18 protein-coding genes are annotated in these 18,191 nt (G+C 45.5%); 4 read left to right on the top strand and 14 right to left on the bottom strand.

The features are described 5' to 3' along the window. Positions 1 to 244 precede the first annotated feature (244 nt). Positions 245 to 577 (bottom strand): hypothetical protein, encoded by a 333-nt coding sequence (locus PPM_RS02820; RefSeq protein WP_013369166.1) that lies wholly within the window; start codon positions 575 to 577, stop codon positions 245 to 247. A gap of 142 nt (positions 578 to 719) precedes the next feature. On the opposite strand from PPM_RS02820, the gene PPM_RS02815 reads away from it, so the two are divergent. Then, complete coding sequence (locus PPM_RS02815) at positions 720 to 1,088, top strand: VOC family protein (RefSeq protein WP_013369165.1); 369 nt, start codon at positions 720 to 722, stop codon at positions 1,086 to 1,088. Here PPM_RS02815 and PPM_RS02810 read toward each other — a convergent pair. From PPM_RS02810 to PPM_RS02800, 3 genes are all read right to left on the bottom strand, one after another. Next, on the bottom strand, positions 1,073 to 2,737 hold the full coding sequence (locus PPM_RS02810) for a CoA-disulfide reductase (protein ID WP_013369164.1): 1,665 nt from the start codon (positions 2,735 to 2,737) through the stop codon (positions 1,073 to 1,075). The two genes, PPM_RS02815 and PPM_RS02810, sit on opposite strands and share 16 nt — an antisense overlap. A 196-nt stretch (positions 2,738 to 2,933) precedes the next feature. Continuing rightward, entirely contained in the window at positions 2,934 to 4,226 is a 1,293-nt protein-coding gene (locus tag PPM_RS02805; RefSeq protein ID WP_013369163.1) for a homocysteine synthase, read from the bottom strand. Positions 4,227 to 4,379: 153 nt separating this feature from the next. Further along, on the bottom strand, positions 4,380 to 5,018 hold the full coding sequence (locus PPM_RS02800; protein WP_013369162.1) for a flavin reductase family protein: 639 nt from the start codon (positions 5,016 to 5,018) through the stop codon (positions 4,380 to 4,382). 98 nt (positions 5,019 to 5,116) lie between these two features. Between PPM_RS02800 and PPM_RS02795 the strand changes: the two genes are divergently transcribed. Further along, positions 5,117 to 5,806 (top strand): ArsR/SmtB family transcription factor, encoded by a 690-nt coding sequence (locus PPM_RS02795; RefSeq protein ID WP_013369161.1) that lies wholly within the window; start codon positions 5,117 to 5,119, stop codon positions 5,804 to 5,806. Positions 5,807 to 5,817: 11 nt separating this feature from the next. Here the strand turns inward: PPM_RS02795 and PPM_RS02790 are convergent, their stop codons facing one another. Beyond that, positions 5,818 to 6,987, bottom strand: a complete 1,170-nt coding sequence (locus PPM_RS02790) for a hypothetical protein (RefSeq protein WP_013369160.1) — start codon at positions 6,985 to 6,987, stop codon at positions 5,818 to 5,820. Between the two features lie 58 nt (positions 6,988 to 7,045). Further along, entirely contained in the window at positions 7,046 to 7,645 is a 600-nt protein-coding gene (locus tag PPM_RS02785) for a dienelactone hydrolase family protein (protein WP_013369159.1), read from the bottom strand. A gap of 359 nt (positions 7,646 to 8,004) precedes the next feature. Between PPM_RS02785 and PPM_RS02780 the strand changes: the two genes are divergently transcribed. Further along, positions 8,005 to 8,547, top strand: a complete 543-nt coding sequence (locus tag PPM_RS02780) for a GNAT family N-acetyltransferase (protein WP_013369157.1) — start codon at positions 8,005 to 8,007, stop codon at positions 8,545 to 8,547. A 239-nt stretch (positions 8,548 to 8,786) separates the two neighbouring features. Here PPM_RS02780 and PPM_RS02775 read toward each other — a convergent pair whose 3' ends face one another. The 8 genes from PPM_RS02775 to PPM_RS02740 form a co-directional block, all read right to left on the bottom strand. After that, positions 8,787 to 9,602, bottom strand: coding sequence for a DUF2935 domain-containing protein (locus PPM_RS02775; RefSeq protein ID WP_013369156.1), 816 nt, complete (start codon positions 9,600 to 9,602; stop codon positions 8,787 to 8,789). 467 nt (positions 9,603 to 10,069) lie between these two features. Beyond that, complete coding sequence (locus tag PPM_RS02770; protein ID WP_013369155.1) at positions 10,070 to 10,720, bottom strand: glycosyl transferase; 651 nt, start codon at positions 10,718 to 10,720, stop codon at positions 10,070 to 10,072. Between the two features lie 319 nt (positions 10,721 to 11,039). Beyond that, positions 11,040 to 11,768: a GntR family transcriptional regulator gene (locus tag PPM_RS02765; protein ID WP_013369154.1), complete on the bottom strand. Its 729-nt coding sequence runs from the start codon at positions 11,766 to 11,768 to the stop codon at positions 11,040 to 11,042. Between the two features lie 63 nt (positions 11,769 to 11,831). After that, the gene (gene frlD, locus PPM_RS02760; protein ID WP_014599426.1) at positions 11,832 to 12,614 is read right to left on the bottom strand and encodes a fructoselysine 6-kinase; all 783 of its coding nucleotides are present in this window, start codon (positions 12,612 to 12,614) and stop codon (positions 11,832 to 11,834) included. Between the two features lie 95 nt (positions 12,615 to 12,709). Further along, positions 12,710 to 13,723 (bottom strand): SIS domain-containing protein, encoded by a 1,014-nt coding sequence (locus tag PPM_RS02755; protein ID WP_013369152.1) that lies wholly within the window; start codon positions 13,721 to 13,723, stop codon positions 12,710 to 12,712. A gap of 161 nt (positions 13,724 to 13,884) precedes the next feature. Then, positions 13,885 to 15,231, bottom strand: a complete 1,347-nt coding sequence (locus PPM_RS02750; RefSeq protein WP_013369151.1) for an amino acid permease — start codon at positions 15,229 to 15,231, stop codon at positions 13,885 to 13,887. A 16-nt stretch (positions 15,232 to 15,247) separates the two neighbouring features. Next, positions 15,248 to 16,075 carry a TIM barrel protein gene (locus PPM_RS02745; protein WP_013369150.1) on the bottom strand — a complete coding sequence of 276 codons (828 nt, stop codon included), beginning with the start codon at positions 16,073 to 16,075 and terminating at the stop codon, positions 15,248 to 15,250. Positions 16,076 to 16,359: 284 nt separating this feature from the next. Next, on the bottom strand, positions 16,360 to 17,121 hold the full coding sequence (locus PPM_RS02740; protein ID WP_013369149.1) for an SDR family oxidoreductase: 762 nt from the start codon (positions 17,119 to 17,121) through the stop codon (positions 16,360 to 16,362). A gap of 163 nt (positions 17,122 to 17,284) precedes the next feature. Here PPM_RS02740 and PPM_RS02735 point away from each other — a divergent pair, with 163 nt between their 5' ends. Continuing rightward, positions 17,285 to 18,184 (top strand): AraC family transcriptional regulator, encoded by a 900-nt coding sequence (locus PPM_RS02735; protein WP_013369148.1) that lies wholly within the window; start codon positions 17,285 to 17,287, stop codon positions 18,182 to 18,184. The last annotated feature ends 7 nt before the right edge of the window (positions 18,185 to 18,191 follow it).

The following is an 18,191-nucleotide window of genomic DNA, read 5'->3' as shown; positions in this document are numbered from 1 at the left end:
TACATACTTGCTTGGGATGCATCGGTGCACACTTATTAAAAATGGTTAATATCAAATAGGAGACAGATCAAGGAGGTTATCGAATATGAAGTTTCTATTGATCGTGATCATCATTGTGCTGATCGTTGTTTTGCTCATGAGAAGACGTAGATGAACGAAAACATCCTGTATCGTTAACTAAGAATACAAAAAGGGCTTTCGGTACATCACCGAAAGCCTTTGTTCATCTGAGGTTAAGGCTGAACTACGCCTTGTTCCTTTTGCTATATTTAATAAAAGCAATCACAAGCGCTACAGCAAACAATATTCCGCTGACTACCCATGTGGTCAGAAACGCCATACCCAGACCAACATTAGCCCCCATGGTCGGGTGCTTCATAGCAGTAAACACCGAGCCCTGCATCATAAATATGGTACAGAACAAAACAATGGGTGCCAAAATAATCGTGCTTGCGGTCTTACGACTACCAGATACTGCAATCACACACAGAGCAGAAATCACCAAGATCACCCAATAGATAACTGCTTCCCAAATCGCTGAAGTGCCCACCTGTTCGACCTCTTTTCTATCCATCATATATGCCTCTTCTATTGTAACAGACGTCACACAGTGAACCAAGCCATAAATTTAATCAGAAAAGGGGTAAACCCTGCCGACAATGTAAATAATGTATGTTAGCAGACAGCCCTACATAGAAGAAATGAGAGGATTGGATCCCATGAGAAGTGCAAGTCCTTTTGTCATTGTAAACGATGTGCAGCAATCGATTGACTACTACCAATCTGTTCTAGGCGGGAAAATCAAAGTACTGAACAAGCAAGAAGGCAAGCTCTTACATGCCGAACTGCACCTAGGTAGCAGTCATATCCATTTCTCCGATTCCTACGGTAAACCGCTGAAAGCACAGCATGTCCAAATCATTCTCGACTGTGAGAGTGAGGATGAGCTTAAACAGGCTTACTATTCACTATCAGAAAAGGGTACCATCACTGTAGAGCTACAAGATACCTTCTTTGGTGCGCTGCACGGCGAAGTAACGGATCATCTTAATCAGATTGGATGGGTGATGAACTATTTTAAAAGATGATCACGTTTAGCCATAACCGAATATGTTTTGTAGCCACCATCAACGTTCCTTACCCGATAGCCCGATTGGGTCAGAATTCTGGCCGCTAGATAGCCGCGCAGCCCGACTTGGCAGGATACCGCGATCTCCAGATCACGAGGAATTTCCGACATCCGCTCTCTGATCTCGACCAGAGGAATATGCATGGAACCTGGAATGGTTCCTCCCTGTAGCTCCACCGCATCCCGGACATCAATTACAAGACCACCATTGCGGTGGAAATCGTCAACTTCATGCCATTGTATCGTCTGAACCAGCCCATCCATAATATTCGAAGCTACGTATCCCGCCATATTCACAGGATCTTTAGCTGAAGAATAAGGAGGTGCATAAGCAAGTTCGATATCTGCCAATTCACGGACATTCAAATGGCCGCGAATCGCCGTCGCAATAACATCAATCCTTTTGTCCGCGCCATCAGCCCCAACAGCCTGCGCCCCGTAGATCATCCCAGTCTCCGGATGAAAGAGCAGCTTCATCGAAATGGGTGACGCGCCAGGATAATAACCGGCATGTGAACCGGGATGAATATGAATAGCCTGATAAGGAACAGCCAGTCGCTGCAATGTTTTTTCATTGTTGCCTGTAGAAGCTGCGGTCAATGCAAAGGTCTTAATTACGGATGTTCCGAGCGCACCATCATAGGAAATCGCCTGACCATTAATATGATCTGCGGCCAAACGCCCCTGCCGATTGGCTCCCCAGGCCAGCGATACCATCGTTGCAAACCCATGATTGCGGTCTTTGACCTGGATGGCATCCCCTACCGCATAAATGGACGGATCACTGGTTTGCAGCTGAGCATTCACCTGAATGGCACCGCGAAAACCTAGTTCCAATCCGCATTGCTTGGCCAGCTCATTTTCAGGCACAACACCAATCGCCAGAATAACCAGGTCCGTCTGAAGCATCTCCCCGGAAGTCAAACGGAGCTGTGTACCCTGTTCTTCAAAAGCTGCGACTCCTTCCTCTAAACGCACCTCCACCCCGTTCAGCTTCACATGCTGTTCCACCAGTTTAGCCATTTCGGGGTCAAGCGGATTCAACAATTGTTGTCCCTTATCCATGATGGTTACTGCAAGTCCACGCTCCCGCAAATTTTCAGCCATCTCCAGCCCAACAAATCCGGCCCCGATTACCGTGGCATGCTTGGGATGCCTTTCATCTACATATGCCTTAATAAGGTCGGTGTCATGAATGTTTCTTAACGTAAATACATTTGTAGCTTCATGTAATCCGGGAATATCCGGTATCATCGGTTTGGCTCCCGGCGATAATACCACAATATCGTATGGCTGCTCATCCGTCTCTCCTGTGATCATATCGCGGTAATGGACAAGCTTATGCTCGCGGTCTATTTGTATTACTTCTTTTTGTACCCGTACATCTATATTAAAACGGTCTCTAATGCCTTGAGGCGTCTGGAGAAACAGCTTCTCCCGCGCCTGGATTGTCCCCCCAATATAGTAGGGAAGGCCACAGTTTGCAAAAGAAACATGCTCACCGCGTTCAAATAGAATAATCTCGTCTTCCTCACTCCATCTACGCAATCTTGCCGCAGCAGAAGCTCCACCTGCTACCCCGCCAATAATAATTATTTTCCTACCCAATTTCTTCCCCTCCTTATATACCCTATGGGGTATAATATATACCTATGGGGGTATGTTGTCAACATACAAAAAAGGCGAAGGTTGCCCCCCGCCTGATCAAACTCTGAATGAAAACCGATCGGAATCAAAAATCACTTGCGAATGCTACAAAACTTCCCTATCTCACTGGGCCTAACAAGACGCCAACTACTGTTTGTTATTGTTGACTGGCCGTGATTGCCTGCTCCAGATCATACAAAATATCGTCTATCGCTTCGGTCCCAACAGATAAACGTAACAGCTCCGGTTTGACTCCGGCAGCCACCTGTTCCTCTGCATTCAGTTGCTGGTGAGTCGTGCTTGCCGGATGAATAATCAAAGACTTGGAATCGCCCACATTCGCCAGATGAGAAAACAGCTTTACATTCGCAATCAGCTTGCTTCCCGCCTGGCTCCCGCCTTTGATACCAAAGGTCAGAATTGCCCCTTGTCCTTTTGGCAAATATTTTTGGGCTAACTCGTAGGATGGATGGCTCGGCAATCCGGCATAGCTGACCCACTCCACATCCTTGTGACTTTCGAGATATTGCGCTACCTTCAGGGCATTCTGACTATGTCTTTCCAGCCGCAGATGCAATGTTTCCAAGCCTTGAAGCAGCAGCCATGAATTGAACGGAGAAATGGCTGCTCCCAAGTCACGCAGCAATTGCACCCGTGCCTTGATAATGTACGCAATAGGTCCCACCGCCTCGGTGTATACAACCCCATGGTAGCTCGGGTCCGGCCCAGTCAGTCCTGGAAAACGGCCACTCGCTTTCCAGTCAAACTTGCCGCTGTCCACAATCACTCCGCCAATAGACGTACCGTGTCCGCCAATGAACTTCGTTGCCGAATGCACAACAATGTCCGCTCCATATTCGATAGGACGCAATAAATAAGGGCTCGGGAACGTGTTATCCACAATCAGCGGAATACCATATTCGTGCGCAATCGCAGATACTGCTTCCACATCCAGCACATTGCCCTGTGGATTGCCAATCGTTTCGGCAAATATGGCCTTCGTTTTATCCGTAATGGCATGACGGAAATTCTCCGGATCATCCGAATCGACAAAATGCACCTTAATACCCAATTTAGGCAGTGTGGTAGAAAACAGATTATATGTACCGCCATACAGGCTGGAGGCTGATACAATTTCATCTCCAGCTCCCGCAATGTTCAGAATGGAGAAGGAAATCGCCGCCATTCCCGAAGCTGTGGCCAACGCACCAGCCCCGCCTTCCAGTGCGGCGATCCGTTGCTCGAACACATCCGTAGTTGGATTCATCAGACGCGTATAAATGTTACCGAATTCTTTCAGCGAGAACAAATCAGCCGCATGCTCGGCATCCCGAAATCCATATGAAGTGGTTTGGTACAACGGAACGGCGCGGGAAAAGGTAGTAGGATCAATCTCTTGTCCGGCATGGACAGCGAGGGTTTCGAATGACAGCTTGCGTTCTTCTGACATGATTATTTCCTCCCTTGTTATACGTGCTGTATGAATCGTCTCTTCCTGTATGCGTAGTCATGGATGATTTTTCAATTATTCTCGCACAAAAAGGACGATTTGGGAAGATAATTCTCATTATTCAGGTAGGATAATATTATTTTATTTGAAGTATCAGGTTTCGGATCGGAAAGTTTTGCCCAAATGCTCACCCAAACCAAAATAATGGCGAAAATTATAGATGAGTGGGCTCCACTTTGCCGGATCAATATGATTCTCACCGAGGATGATATCCTGATGAACATGCACCTGAATGGCTTGGGTTTCGACGATCGCAAAATAAGGAGAATGGTCAGGAATCCGGGCCTCCTTCACCTTGGCTTCGATTTGAATAGGGCACTCCCTGATCCGAGCGGGCTTGACCCTATTCGAGTCAATCGCAGTCAGTCCGCTGATCTCATACTTATCTTTTTGATATGTAAATCCATGTTTCTCTTTTTCCACTGGAACGGGATTCTTACCTGTAAAAGGAGCCAAACGCTCTACATTTTCCCACATGGAAGGCCCAGGAACATTGATTACACATTCGGAATGCCGCTCCATATTTTCTAATGCTTTGCCACCTGTTCCAATGCCTAGTACCACACAATCTCCTAATGCCCACGAGGAGGAAATAGGGCTAATATTGGTCGTTCCATCCTCATTCAGCGTGTTGAGTAAAATCACAGGGGTTCCGTAATATAAAATGCTAGGGGTTATCGTTTTTATACTTGGGCTGTAGTTCATCTGATTTATTTGATTCATTGGGTCCATTTTCTCTTCTCCTTCTGTTCAGATCTGCCTCCTTATTGTAAAATGTAAACATTTCAACCTTCATCGAAGTATGGATTACAAAGGGGGATAACCGTGCCATGAGCACCAAATCAAATGTAGCCATGATTGCTTCTCTCGTCAGTGAGCCTTCCCGTGCAGCCATTCTCACCGCTCTATTAGACGGCAGATTTCACACGGCAAGTGAATTAGCCCATATGGCAGGTATCAAACCGCAAACCGCCAGCTTCCATCTGGCTAAAATGACCGAGGCACAAGTCGTTACCGTAGAAAAACAAGGTCGGCACCGTTACTATGGCATTCAAGACCCCGAGGTTGCCCAGGTGATGGAGTCACTTTTATCCATAGCTCCACCTGTTCCAATCAAGTCATTCAAACAAGCCTCCGAAAACGAGGCCATACGGTTGGCAAGAACTTGCTACGATCATGTTGCGGGTCATTTAGGCGTACAAATCATGAGTTTTTTCATTCAAAGGGGGATTCTTTCCGAGGATCAGGACGGACTTCATATTACCCAACAAGGAGAGATTTTCTTCGCTGACTTTCAGATAGACCTCAAGAACACAAGACAAAAGCGTCGCTCCTTCTCACATAAATGCCTGGATTGGAGTGAACGACGCCATCACCTTGCCGGTGCTTTAGGAAGTGCTCTTCTGGACAGATTATTCGAATTACATTGGGTCGAGCATCTGCCCACAACCCGAGCGATACGCATTACAGCCGAGGGTAAAAGAGGTTTTAAAGAGGTGTTTTCGATAGAGATCGGCTAGATAACCATAGTCTAATGCTTTTCTTGTTCTGTATTGGATGTTATGACCGGAGACAAGGACCTTTGTTTTCTGGTCAATGGCCGGACATAGGCATAATTGTTTTTTGGAGCCTTTCCTTTTGCCACACCTGCCTTATATCCTCCAGCAGCAGCCGGAATGGCAACCAAGGTTCCATAGGTTCTCATCGCCCGTTCAATTGGGAAAGATACAGAGCGCGTTCCATCGGTAGATCCGGCAAAATGAACCGCGGCTGCATAATTGTTCAGCCGGTCGTTACTGTCATTCAGCCATACGGAACCCGAATCTCCAGGCCCAGTTCGTCCCTGGGTAAAACGAATGACGGTTTGATCACGGAAAGTCTTGATTCCCGAATCGCCCCTCACTCTTTGCTCCACGCCAATCGCCTCCACAACTCCTCTGGCGAAGCCATTTGTTTTAGCCATTCTTTTAAACGTCATCCCCAGACGATAGCTCAATAAGTGCCCAGGTACGGTAATGAGACCACCACTTTGGTTAATCAGATACCTCGGATTAAGCAGGCTATTTGAATTGGCAATAGCTATGGCAGAGTCCTGAAAGTTAACACCTGTCGTGGTAAGCGGGACAAATTGAAAAGCTCTCCCGATCTGATCCGCCGTTCTACCCCCATCTGCCGGAGAAGGCTGAATGGTATTGTGAAATTGGCTTGTATTCGTTGGGACTAGAACATGGGCATTACTCAAAATAAACAAAGTATTATTCTTAATAACAATGAGTCCTCCGGTCCCTCCTGCAGTGGTGGGAACCGTTGTTCCTACACTGACTGCACCGGGCACGGGGCGCCATCTTTGGCGAGGGTTCGTTTGGGTAGGCGTGGCCGCTTCCCTTTTGAAGGAACCCACACCTAAAATTCGGATAGGTACCGCAGAAGCCCGACTTATATTTTGGGTTACTGCTTGTAATTTGGTTTGCGACACAGCCGAAAGATTTCTCAAGGTGTATAACACAATCGCCGCACCCTTTGCCGGTCTATTGGGATCAGCATAACCTACTCCAATCCCTGTTACTCCGTTTCGCTTTAGCATCGTTCGCCAAATCCGACTCTTCAACTTGAAAGCTTGATAAAAGGTAGCCACAGCCACATGCATCTCCTTTTCATCATAGTCAATGATGTATATACCTATGACTAATCGGCACATCATGACTGTGCGTTTCCCCAGAACAGTGAAAAAGGTGTGGGCTAGAAGCAAACGACTGCTTTTATTGATCAACCTTCCTGAAGAGCTCTACCATTTCGTTAAATGATTGCTGCGCTGAGTGTACGTGATATCGGGTAGAGTAGGGGTCACTGAATCCGTGCTGTCCGTTGAATTTATGTACCCGGATATTATAGTTGTCTAAAGTTGAAATGAGCTCATCCACATTAAATGATTTTTCTTCCTGTGGGAAAAAAAGCAGTGTTGGACAATGTGGAGTTATTTCCAAATAATTTCGAATACGAGAGCCATAGTATCCTACGATTCCATCAGCATATTTTTCTTTGCTACACAACCAGGCAATCGTTGCCCCGATGCTAAATCCGACGATAAATATCTTTTTATAGCGAGCTCGAATACTTAATAATACACTTTCGATATGATAGGAAGCGCGTTCAAATCCTACACTCCCCATAAAATGGGCATAGGCCGCCTCCTCTTGCGAATAGTCAAAAGGCGTTTCTTTGCCTATTAAATTTGGACAAATGACGTCATAACCCTGACCCGATAATAAACTACAAAAATTTTGTATATGCTGGTTAATCCCATAAATCTCATGCAGCACGACAATTAGGGTGTCCGATTTTTTATCTATGCTTATCATGTTGCTCCCCCAAACAGGTTTGAATATGGTAAAACAAATCCTCCGGATACATATATTTATACTTAGCGCCACTTCTAAGGATAACCGGTTGAACAGTTCAATGGATACAACCAGTGCTGCTCGAATATACGCTCCTCGAGCACTTGGTAAGCATTATTCATACTTTCCAGCCTCCCTTTTTTAGAAAATACTATATCCAATATGATCATTTCGCTATATATTTTTGGTTATAATTTAGAGAAATGCTTCTCATACACACACTCATCAAGTCAGTTTCTGCATCCTCATCCTCATCCTCATCCTCATCCTCTTCCTGTGATATAATTCCTTCAATATCATCGTATGAAAGGATGGTGCAGATGTCGGAACAGCAAGTATACGTCCGATTCCCAGAAGAGGTGGACGTCACAGAATTGACAGCGATGTACAGACGCAATCGCGAGTTCTTTGATAAGTTTTCGCCAAACCACCAAGAAGAGCACTATACGGAGGAGCACCAGCTCCAAACGATTATTAAGAGTAAGGCTGACATGATGGAGGATCGGAAATATTCCTTCGTGGTATGCCACAAGGAGGACGACCGGATTATAGGCAGCATAGGTCTATCGTTTGTGGTGAGGGGACCCCTTCAGAGCTGTATGATCGGATACAGCCTAGACCAAGCTTATAACGGCAAAGGTTATATGACGGAGGCGGTGAAGCAGGTGGTTCGCTACGCTTTCGATGAACTAAAGTTTCATCGGATCGTCGGAGAAGCCTCCCCTCGGAATCCAGGATCCATCCGTGTGCTTGAGAAGGCTGGCTTTCACAAAGAAGGCATTTCTCGAAGCAACGTAAAAATTAATGGAAAATGGGAGGACCATCAGGTTCTGGCGATTATAAATCCATCAGAGGATATCTAAGTTTAGTGAACGCTAGTAGAGCCGAGAGGTGTAGTAAATACCGGAGGATCGGAGTCAGAATTAACGGCAGCCAATAATATTGGACAACCTAACAGAATACGTTAGTGGAATAACAACAGCGGCAGTCTAAGACTTTATTTTTAAGTCTTGGTCCGCCGCTGTTTGATTTTTTTGCTCAATCTAAAACTTTATTTCCAATGCACATTTTACAGAAACTGTATTCGTTTTGTAGGGGGATCTCAGTGCATAATTTCATTCTTATTCACCTTGACACCGGATAAGGACTGATCAAACATATCGAGAATAAAAAGGAAACGCTCAGCCTCACGAAATACATGATCAGCTAATAAAGGATGGATAATGCTTTTTATTCGACACTCGTCGATCAAATCACGCGCTGTTTTCTTAAAATCTCGCAAGGACTTCACAGAGATACGGTTTTCATCCACAAATTGACTCAGAAGTGGAACCGTCTGCGACTGTGGGCGCATATAACTTAAATCAATCGCTTGAAACATCAGTGTATCAAAATCATTACTAAACTCCCTAGCTTGTTCAACCAGTTTACGTTCGGAGGGATCTAGCAGATGGCCTATGAATTTTGCGTGATCGGCCATAATCTTTAAGAAAAATACATTTTCGTCAATAATAGCATCAGGTAAGGGTTCAAGCGTTCCTGAATTGAGTTCCCCTAAACGATTTCTGAAGTAATTTGCTTCCCGGCTTACGTGATCTACCAGTAAGGGAAAATTGGTTTGCCCAGGAAGTTTGCATTGTAATATAAGGCCCAATACCATTCTCTTAAATGCCCAAATATTCGTCGCCGCATTCTGAACTTCCGTATTAAACTCTCTAATTGTATAAGGATCTGTGTCAGTCTTAAATTCATACGATCTTTTCTCAATATCCTCAAAAATGGAGTAAAACCGATTGGCTTCTGTTTTAAGCTGAGTATCTTCTGCTCTAAAACCTAACCCCAGAAAAAAGGAATGCTCCTTCATGATCCTCGACCAAAACCGTATTTCATCTAATGAACGCGCCACGAATGCATCCAATCATATCCCTCCTCTATGTGAGCCAAAAAGCACCTACTTAGTCATATGGGATATGCCAGGTTATTATGAATATAAAAGTTCCACGTCTCATACGAATCTAATTCCGAAAATTGAGCTATTGAGACTCGTATCTAATAAAACATCAAATAGTATATTATCGAAAATAATAGAATATTGAATTTCGGAGTTTATCAATAAAGTAGCCTTGTACCATTAAATCCTACTAGGTAGGCGACATCCGTGACATTAGATTTTAATTGTTGTAGTAAAACTATGCTTTTTGGGGATTCGATAGTCAGGCACGGCGGCTCAATTGACCAGCTCGTGCAATATCGTCCTAACAAGATTTTCTCAGCAGATTGTACACGGACTAGCCAACTCTCACAAAATGAAAAACCCCTCCAAGGTAATTAACGAGAGGGGCTTTCTTCCTTTGTAATCTGCTTTGCGGCGTCTATAGCGCTCGCTTAAAATTTTTCAGGGAACTGTTTGGCAATGCCTTCTGTCAGGATGTCCGCTAAGTGAATCATATGGATCTCATTTTTATCGGTTGCTGCAATATCTGCTTTCCAATCTCCTTTGAGACAGTTAAGGACTATTTCCGTAATCAACTGAAGGTGCGTATACAGCATATCTTGTAGTGTTTTGAACTGCCAGTTCGGATTCGCTTCACTTAAAAATTTGGCAATATCGTCGGCGTTTGCATGCCAATCCGCATCTAGCTTTTTCATATCCGCCTGATTGCCCGCTTTGGCAGCGGCTACAATTTTTCCTGCGATCAGAATATGCTCTCTCAGAAGGTCAGCCAGCTTATTACCGGCAGCTTCCCCATAATAAGGCTTGATCACATTGCCTATATCCTGCTGGTTCCGTAAAAGCCGGTCCAATACGTCCTTTTGGTCCGGGCGATTAGATATGGCGCTGACAATATAGCTTCTCGTCCATATCGTATGGTCGATCCATACCTTCTGCATATCTCCTTTCAGTTGCACCATTTTGGGACTTAGGCAAGTGAAACCCTTTTCCTCACCCGCCTTCGCTTGCGAGACTACTACCGGAGTCATGCTAAAAACGAACGTCAAGGTTAACGACAATGCCAGTAACCATTTATTTTTCATATTCATCCGCTCCTCTTACGTTTGGAATAAACAGGCTGTCTTATTATGGTTGAAGTATACGATTCTATGCGCAGGAATATTTATAGCTTTCAGCCGTTACCATCTAACATGCTGATCACCCTCGTAACGATCTTACAAAAACATGATTTCGTATTTCAACACACAAAAAAGGCCTGCCGGCGCTTAGCCAGCAGAGCCCATGATTCCATGGTCCAAGTAAAAGAAGCAATGCTGATGAACAAGCTACGTCCTGAAGTAGCCGTATACTCGTTTCGATGCTAGATCCTTTTGGAGAATAGGCCATGCCGATGGGCATGAACTATTTTGCCCGGTGGACCGTCAGGTTGACCCGATTCGTCTCACACATAAATGTGGAGAGATGAACAGGCTCATCGTTTGCGTCAAAAGCAATTTTCAATATCCGGAACAAGTTCGCTCCAATATCACATTCAAGCAATTTCGCATAATCTTTGGTCGCACCGATTACATCAATGATCTTATCATTACTCACGATTTCGGTGTTATAATCCTCCGACAGAATCTTGTAAGTCGATTCTTTCATTGCGATCTTCTTTTCTAAATCCGGAAACCGGGTGAGTGAATAATGGGCTATATCATAGAAAAGCGGGCGGTCATCTACATACATCAACCGTTCAAGCTCCAACACAGGGCTGCCTTCTTCAATAAGAAGATGTACAGCCACCTCTTCAGACGCCGGGATTACTTCGCTCCTTAATATCCGTGAGTTTGGGATCATGCCCAGCTGGTGGCTGAACTCTGAGAAACCGCTTACGGATAACAGTTCATTATGAAATTTGTTGGAGGCCACAAAGGTGCCTCTACGAGGAATTCGCGTCAGGGTTCCTTCCCGCACGAGTTCCTCAATCGCTTTCCGTATGGTGATTCGGCTTACACTATACGTATCACAGAGCTCTGCTTCCGTTGGAATCTGTTCATCCGGTTTGTATCGTCCGTCCTGGATATCGTTCTTCAACATTTGCCTGATCTGCATGTACAGCGGCTGGGGGGTTGAAGGATTCAAATTCATGGTAAATTCATCCTTATCCATCAATGATTATAATAAGTATTATACATTGATGATCATCTCCAGTCACCATGCACCGAAATAACCTATCGTCTTCCCAGCTGTGATTGCCCCAAGCTCCAGGCAGTTCTCCGTTGAAAACCCTTTCAATCGGCCGTAAATAAACCCGGCAATGAAGGAATCCCCAGCTCCCATCGTATCTACGACGTTCACCTTACCCACGCCGTGCGGAAAGAATTGTTCCCCGTCGTAAGCAAGCGAACCGTTCTCTCCCAAGGTAGCTACAGCAATCTGTGCTCCTCTTTGCTTGACCTCTACCAAGAGCTGGCGAATATAATCATCATCCTGAGTGTACGAAAAGAATGGATAGTCTACATAGGGCGTTAACGTCAGTACTCGATCATCCTGCAACTGATCCGAGAAATCAAAGGAAGTGATCAGGCCCTTTTCCTTAAAGAGAGGAAAGTACGCATCGGCATGACCCCATATCCCCGAGTGGACAAGCTGATAATGTCCAGCAAAATCGAGCTCTTCTGCTGTAAGGAAAAATTGTGCCATAACTCCCTCATCGTAATCGCCGAACCTCCGGTCATTCTCCACCATCTCCACGTAAGTTACCGCTGTTTTTCCGTCCTTTTTTGAAATCCGGGAAGTATCCACACCCTTGTCCTGAATAGCCTGGATCATGATCTCCCCATAAATGTCGGTGCCCACCCAGCCCAGATACGCCGTCTCTGCACCCATTTCAGTTAAATAGACGGCCACATTCACCGGATTGCCTCCAGGATAAGCCTTTCCACTTGCTTGATAGACATCCATGCAATTATCCCCGATTGTAATGATTCTCATCTTGCTCCCGCCTTCCCTGCTATTAAAGAATGAGCACTACAAAGTAGTGCTCAAATCAAATGCATCAATATAGAATGAACTAAAGACTGTGTATCTTAATATTCCATTTGGCGATAGTATCTTCTAAGTGTTAACGGATGATTTCTCTCACGCTCCAGGTAGGCGCTGATACGGCTTAGTACAGACCAGTTGATACTTACGGCAAAATGCTTTCTGAATTCCTCGCTGATACCTTCCAAGGCAAAGTCTTTGGTATCAATAATCGTCAGTTTCTTCGTAATCTTCTCGGCGAATCTCTCCACTCGGTCCATCAGAGGTCTGGTCTCATCTTCGCCTTTCAACAAAATAACACTGGTATCTTCAACCACAAGCTCAAGCGTGCCATGGAAGAATTCCGCCGCATGAATCGACTTCGCATGAATCCACTGCATTTCTTCCAGGATACACATCGCGTAGGAGTACGTATTCCCCCACAGGTTGCCGGAGCCAACCATCATATGATAGTCAGTATCTTTATGTTCTTTTGCAAAAGCTTCCGCTTTAGGGTCAAAGGTCTTGACTGCGTCCAGAATCGCACGCGGCAATAAGGCAACTTCCTTCGTGAACTGCTCATATTGAGGGAACTCATTGTTGTTATACATGAACCGGAACACAACCATGTACAGGAGCATGAAGAATGTATCGAAGGAATGTTTCTCCGAGCCAGTAGTGATGCAGTGATCTACAATTTTAGTTAATGGAGTATCCCTTTCTGCCACAAGTGCAATCGTAGTCGCTCCCCGTTCCTTACAGAACTCGGCTGCCGCAACGGTCTCCTGCGTGGTTCCCGACACAGATGTAAAAATACATACGGAATCCTTACTGAAATGTCTGTTGTTCATCACCATAAACTCAGCGGCAATCGCCGCATGCACATCAATGGTCGAGTTTGATTTCAGAATATACTCATAAGGATACATCATCGCAATTGTGCCACCTGCACCAATCAGAAAAATATTGCTGTACCCTTTCTTGGCAATCCCGTCTACAATCTCTTCAATTTGTCCTCTAAAGGCCAGGCCCTCTTGCTCCACAAGCTTAAGGAATAACTGTTCGTCAAAATTCAACATTTACGTTCCCTCCCTAATACTGGAGCGGTTCCTCTCCAATATCATCCAATTTTATTTGTTATATACAGTAGTATAACCAGGTAATACAATTAAAACAACTCTTTTTGTAAAATCTGAAGGAAATCAGTATGTTAGAGTTCGCTCCCTTCATTTCATCCGGGCTAAATGACTATATTGCTGCTGTCATGACTGCTTTTAGATCCATACTTCTTCTCCCAGTAGTAATACACAGGCAGCCCGGTTGCGATGACTATCGCTGCGGCAATCATGCCCTGCACTGGAGCCCACGTAAAGGTTCCCCAAGCCAGCCATCCTGCCCCAAGGATAGCCAGAACAGTGGTTACTCTCCACATTGGCATGCGGTAAATCGGGTTATAATCCTCTCTCTTACGGCATTTATAGACTGCGGCAAAATCCAGAATGTTAATGACCAGCTGAATCAGCGTGAAATAACCAAGCAGTTCGGTTAAATTGCTGAAGAACACAAGAATACAGGCCAAGGTAACCTGAGCAATAATCGAGAAGCTTGGTGTTTCGAATTTAGGATGAACTTTTGCAAAACGCTGAAAGAACAGCCCATCTTTCGCCATGGCATACTCCAGGCGAGGCTGAAACATAATGCAAGAGCTCAAAGAACCCAGAATAACAATAATCGCGGTAACGGCTACAAAGGATGAGGCCATGCCGGATAATCCGGGAATATACTTAACGGCGTCGGACACAGCCGAGCTGGAACCCATCAGTTTATCGAACGGCATTAGGCCAGTGACACATACCGCAAGCAGTGTATATAGACCCAATACAATCAGTACTGAAATAATTAATGCCCGAGGGAGAACTTTCCCTGGATTTTTGAATTCTCCAGCCATAAAACAAATGGCGGCCATTCCCGTGTAAGCCCACGTCGTGGCAGATACGCCACCAATTAAGCTTGAACTTGTCGCTCCTGCAGCAGGTGTGTATGCAAAGTTGTCAAAGTTCATGTACATGAGGCCCAACACAATAACAATCAGGAAAGGGATGATTTTGACAGCCGTAATAATGACTTGAAAACTACCGCCTGCCTTGACACTTCGGTAATGGATGGACGTGATGATCAAAATGATTGCTACCCCTAACAGCTTGCCAGCAATTCCAACGAAAAAAGGGAAGAAGCTCGCCAGGTATGCAACAATGGCCAGAGCCATAATTGAAATGGACGGAGGATCGAGTGCCCAGAAGGTTGCCCATCCGTATAGAAAGGCCAAAGGCCTCCATCCTGCTTTATTCAAGTATACGTAACCGCTTCCATTTTGCGGGTAGGCAGTCGCCAATTCGGCCAACACCATGACCTGCGGAATCGCAATAACCCCACCAATAATCCAGGCTAGAATTGAGATCGAGGGCATACCCGCAGCTTTTGCGACATCACCGGAAGAGACAAAGATTCCGGAACCTATCGTAGTTCCAACAGCGATGGCTAGGGCCGACCAAAAGCCCAGTTTTCGTTTAAGTGAGTCATTACTCATAACGAGTTCCTCCAAATCAAGGTGATAAGAATTGCATTCCCCTTATTTTCCTGACCGATTCCCTAAGTGCTTCCTGCGGATTCTGATAATAATTGAACCCCATAATTTCTAGTGTACAAGCTCCCTCGTAATTATGGCTCTGAAGACTGGTTAGATATTCCCGCCAATTCAGCACCCCATCATCGAGAGCCAGATGCGCATCAGACGAGCCGTCACCGTCGATCAGATGAAAATGAACCATCTCCGGGAGTAAGGAGAAATAATCTTCGGGTGTCTCGTTAGCGAGTTGCATCGCTACGGTGTCGATCATCCCTTTTAATGACGGGGAACGGATCTCCTCCAACATCCTCTTGATTCCCTTAGCATCGATAATAAGATTCGATTCGAATCGGGTCAGAGGCTCCAACGCTAAAGTCATCCCTTCCTTCTCAGCCACCCTGGATATCTGATAGATGGAGTCGCTCGCATATTTCCATGATTCCAATTGCGGTACAGCGAAGTCTCCTATTCCTGAAGTCACAAGCATCATATCGGTCTCCAGCTCCAGCGCCGCGTACAGATTATCTATGAAGTAATCGATGCTCTTCTGCCGTAGCTGGAGGTCAGAAGCGGCAATATTGAAGGGATAGACACACTGTTCCGTCGTATAACAGACGACCTTCATGTCTCGGGATTTCAGCTGCTGCCTCACGTGCCTCAAGTTGCCAAGAACATTCCGGTAGACGTATAAATGAGGCTCGCCCGCCCACAGCTCGATGTGCTCAATCCCAAGCTCGGCGACTTGGTCCAAGAAGTGCTCGAAAGGAAAATACCTGTACGTAATATTCATTCCTGCAATCTTCATCTGCTTCACCCCCTCTCATGTAAGCGCTTTTAATTGTTATGCCTTGTATTATAACTAGTAGTTACAAAAATTTCAATGTCTTTTTGAAAATAAATTAAAAAGTCATTCAGCCGGTTTCTATGTGGGTTGCTCAGCTCCTATAGGAGCAAAAAAAGCAAGCCTCAACGAGTACATTTGCTCGTTTGGCCTGCTTTTTTTGTCCTGTCCAGGGATTAAGTGCTCTTGTAATCGCGCCCACATTACTTTCGCTGAAGCACTGGCTTACTTATCATACCCCTTATACCTTACACTTGAGATGTGGGGCGAATTACGATCTCATTCACATCAACGTCAACCGGCTGCTCAATCGCGTACGCAATGGCACGGGCAATCGCCTCCGGTGGCAACGCGAACTGGTCACGAGACTCTTCGAGCCGGGCCCTCACCTCCAGATTCGTCACACCTTCAGCGAAATTCGTCCGAACCAAACCGGGTGAAATGATCGTTACCCGCACCTTATCACCGGCTTCCTGTCGCAAACCCTCAGAGATGGCGCGGACAGCGAATTTCGTGGCAGAATAAACAGACTGGTGCGGTACAGTTTTATGTCCTGCTGTAGAAGCAATGTTGACGAAATGTCCGGAACCCAGCTTGCGAAAGACAGGCAGTGCTGCGGCGATGCCGTACAAAACACCTTTAATGTTGACGTCGATCATGTCCTCCCAATCCTCAACACGCAAGTCGTCAAGGGGAGAAATCGGCATCACGCCGGCATTATTCACGAGAACGTCAATCGTGCCGAATCGCTCACATGCCAAATGGATGAGCTTGGTTACGTCCTCCCGCCGTCTGACGTCTGTGCTAGCATACACGACTTCACCGCCAACCTCCGCGATGCGGGCCGCAAGAGCTTCAAGGCGCTCAGGTCGCCGTGCCCCAAGTACGACTTTTGCCCCATGCTCAGCCAGTAAAAGTGTAGTTGCTTCACCAATCCCACTGCTTGCACCCGTAATGACAACAACTTTATCTTTGATTCCGGACAGGGTTGCATTCTGGATTAATCTCATTTCCGAATCCTTCTTTCATCTGGAAATTTGTCTTTCGCCTTGAATTATAAGAAATATCAAAATAAAGCAGATAGACGATTCATACGCGTTCCTTGCCTATTCCTGTCCGGTTTGAATTACAATATTCATATCAGATTAAATGAAAAAGGATTGGTGAACAAGTTTGAACCAACTCATTACGGAGTTAGCTAAGCAAATAGCACGGCATACGCCTAAGGATGGTTTACACCAAACAGCGATTCCAGAGCTTTGTTTCAGGCGCGCATCCGCGGAGTCGAAACCGACGCATACCCTCAACATGCCCTCTCTTTACATAATTGCCCAAGGCTCTAAAACTGTCACGTTTGTTGGGGAAAGCCTCATGTGCGATTCGTCCAGTTATATGGTTGCATCCGTACATCTACCAGTGATTGGGAAAATCACTCATGCTTCTCCACAGTTGCCGTACCTAAGTTTACAATTAACACTTAGCCCTGATGTCATTATAGATATAAGCAAGAAATCTAGTTCGCAGAAAAAGGGAGTCACGGGAAGGGGCATTTTGGTTAATCCGTCCACTTCCTTTCTTTTAGATGCGATTCTACGCCTCGTCAATCTTTTAGATTCACCCACGGATATCGAGATACTAGCTCCACTCTACATCCGGGAGATATTTTATCGTGTGCTGGAGGGAGAGCAAGGAGCGTTACTCAGGCAGTTCGCCGTGATCGGAAGCTATGCACAAGGTATTTCAAATGCAATACATGTAATCAATCGTGACTATTCTGAACAGCTAGTCATTGAAGAGTTAGCAAAAAAAGTGAACATGAACCCAACAACCTTTCACAAGCACTTCAAAAGAGTAACGGGAATGAGCCCCCTTCAGTATCAAAAGATCATTCGATTGCAGAGCGCACGTCGACTGATGCTCACGGAAGGCTACGATGCTGCAACGGCAGGATTTCAGGTCGGTTACGAAAGCCCTTCTCAGTTCAACCGAGAATACGCTCGCTTATTCGGACGCCCACCGATGAGAGATATCAGTCATCTACGTGACATAGAACTACCATCCCAGCTAATTTAGAAGTTTA

It is taken from the genome of Paenibacillus polymyxa M1 (assembly GCF_000237325.1).
GTDB lineage: Bacteria > Bacillota > Bacilli > Paenibacillales > Paenibacillaceae > Paenibacillus > Paenibacillus polymyxa_C.
This window is presented reverse-complemented; position numbering and strand designations above follow the sequence as displayed.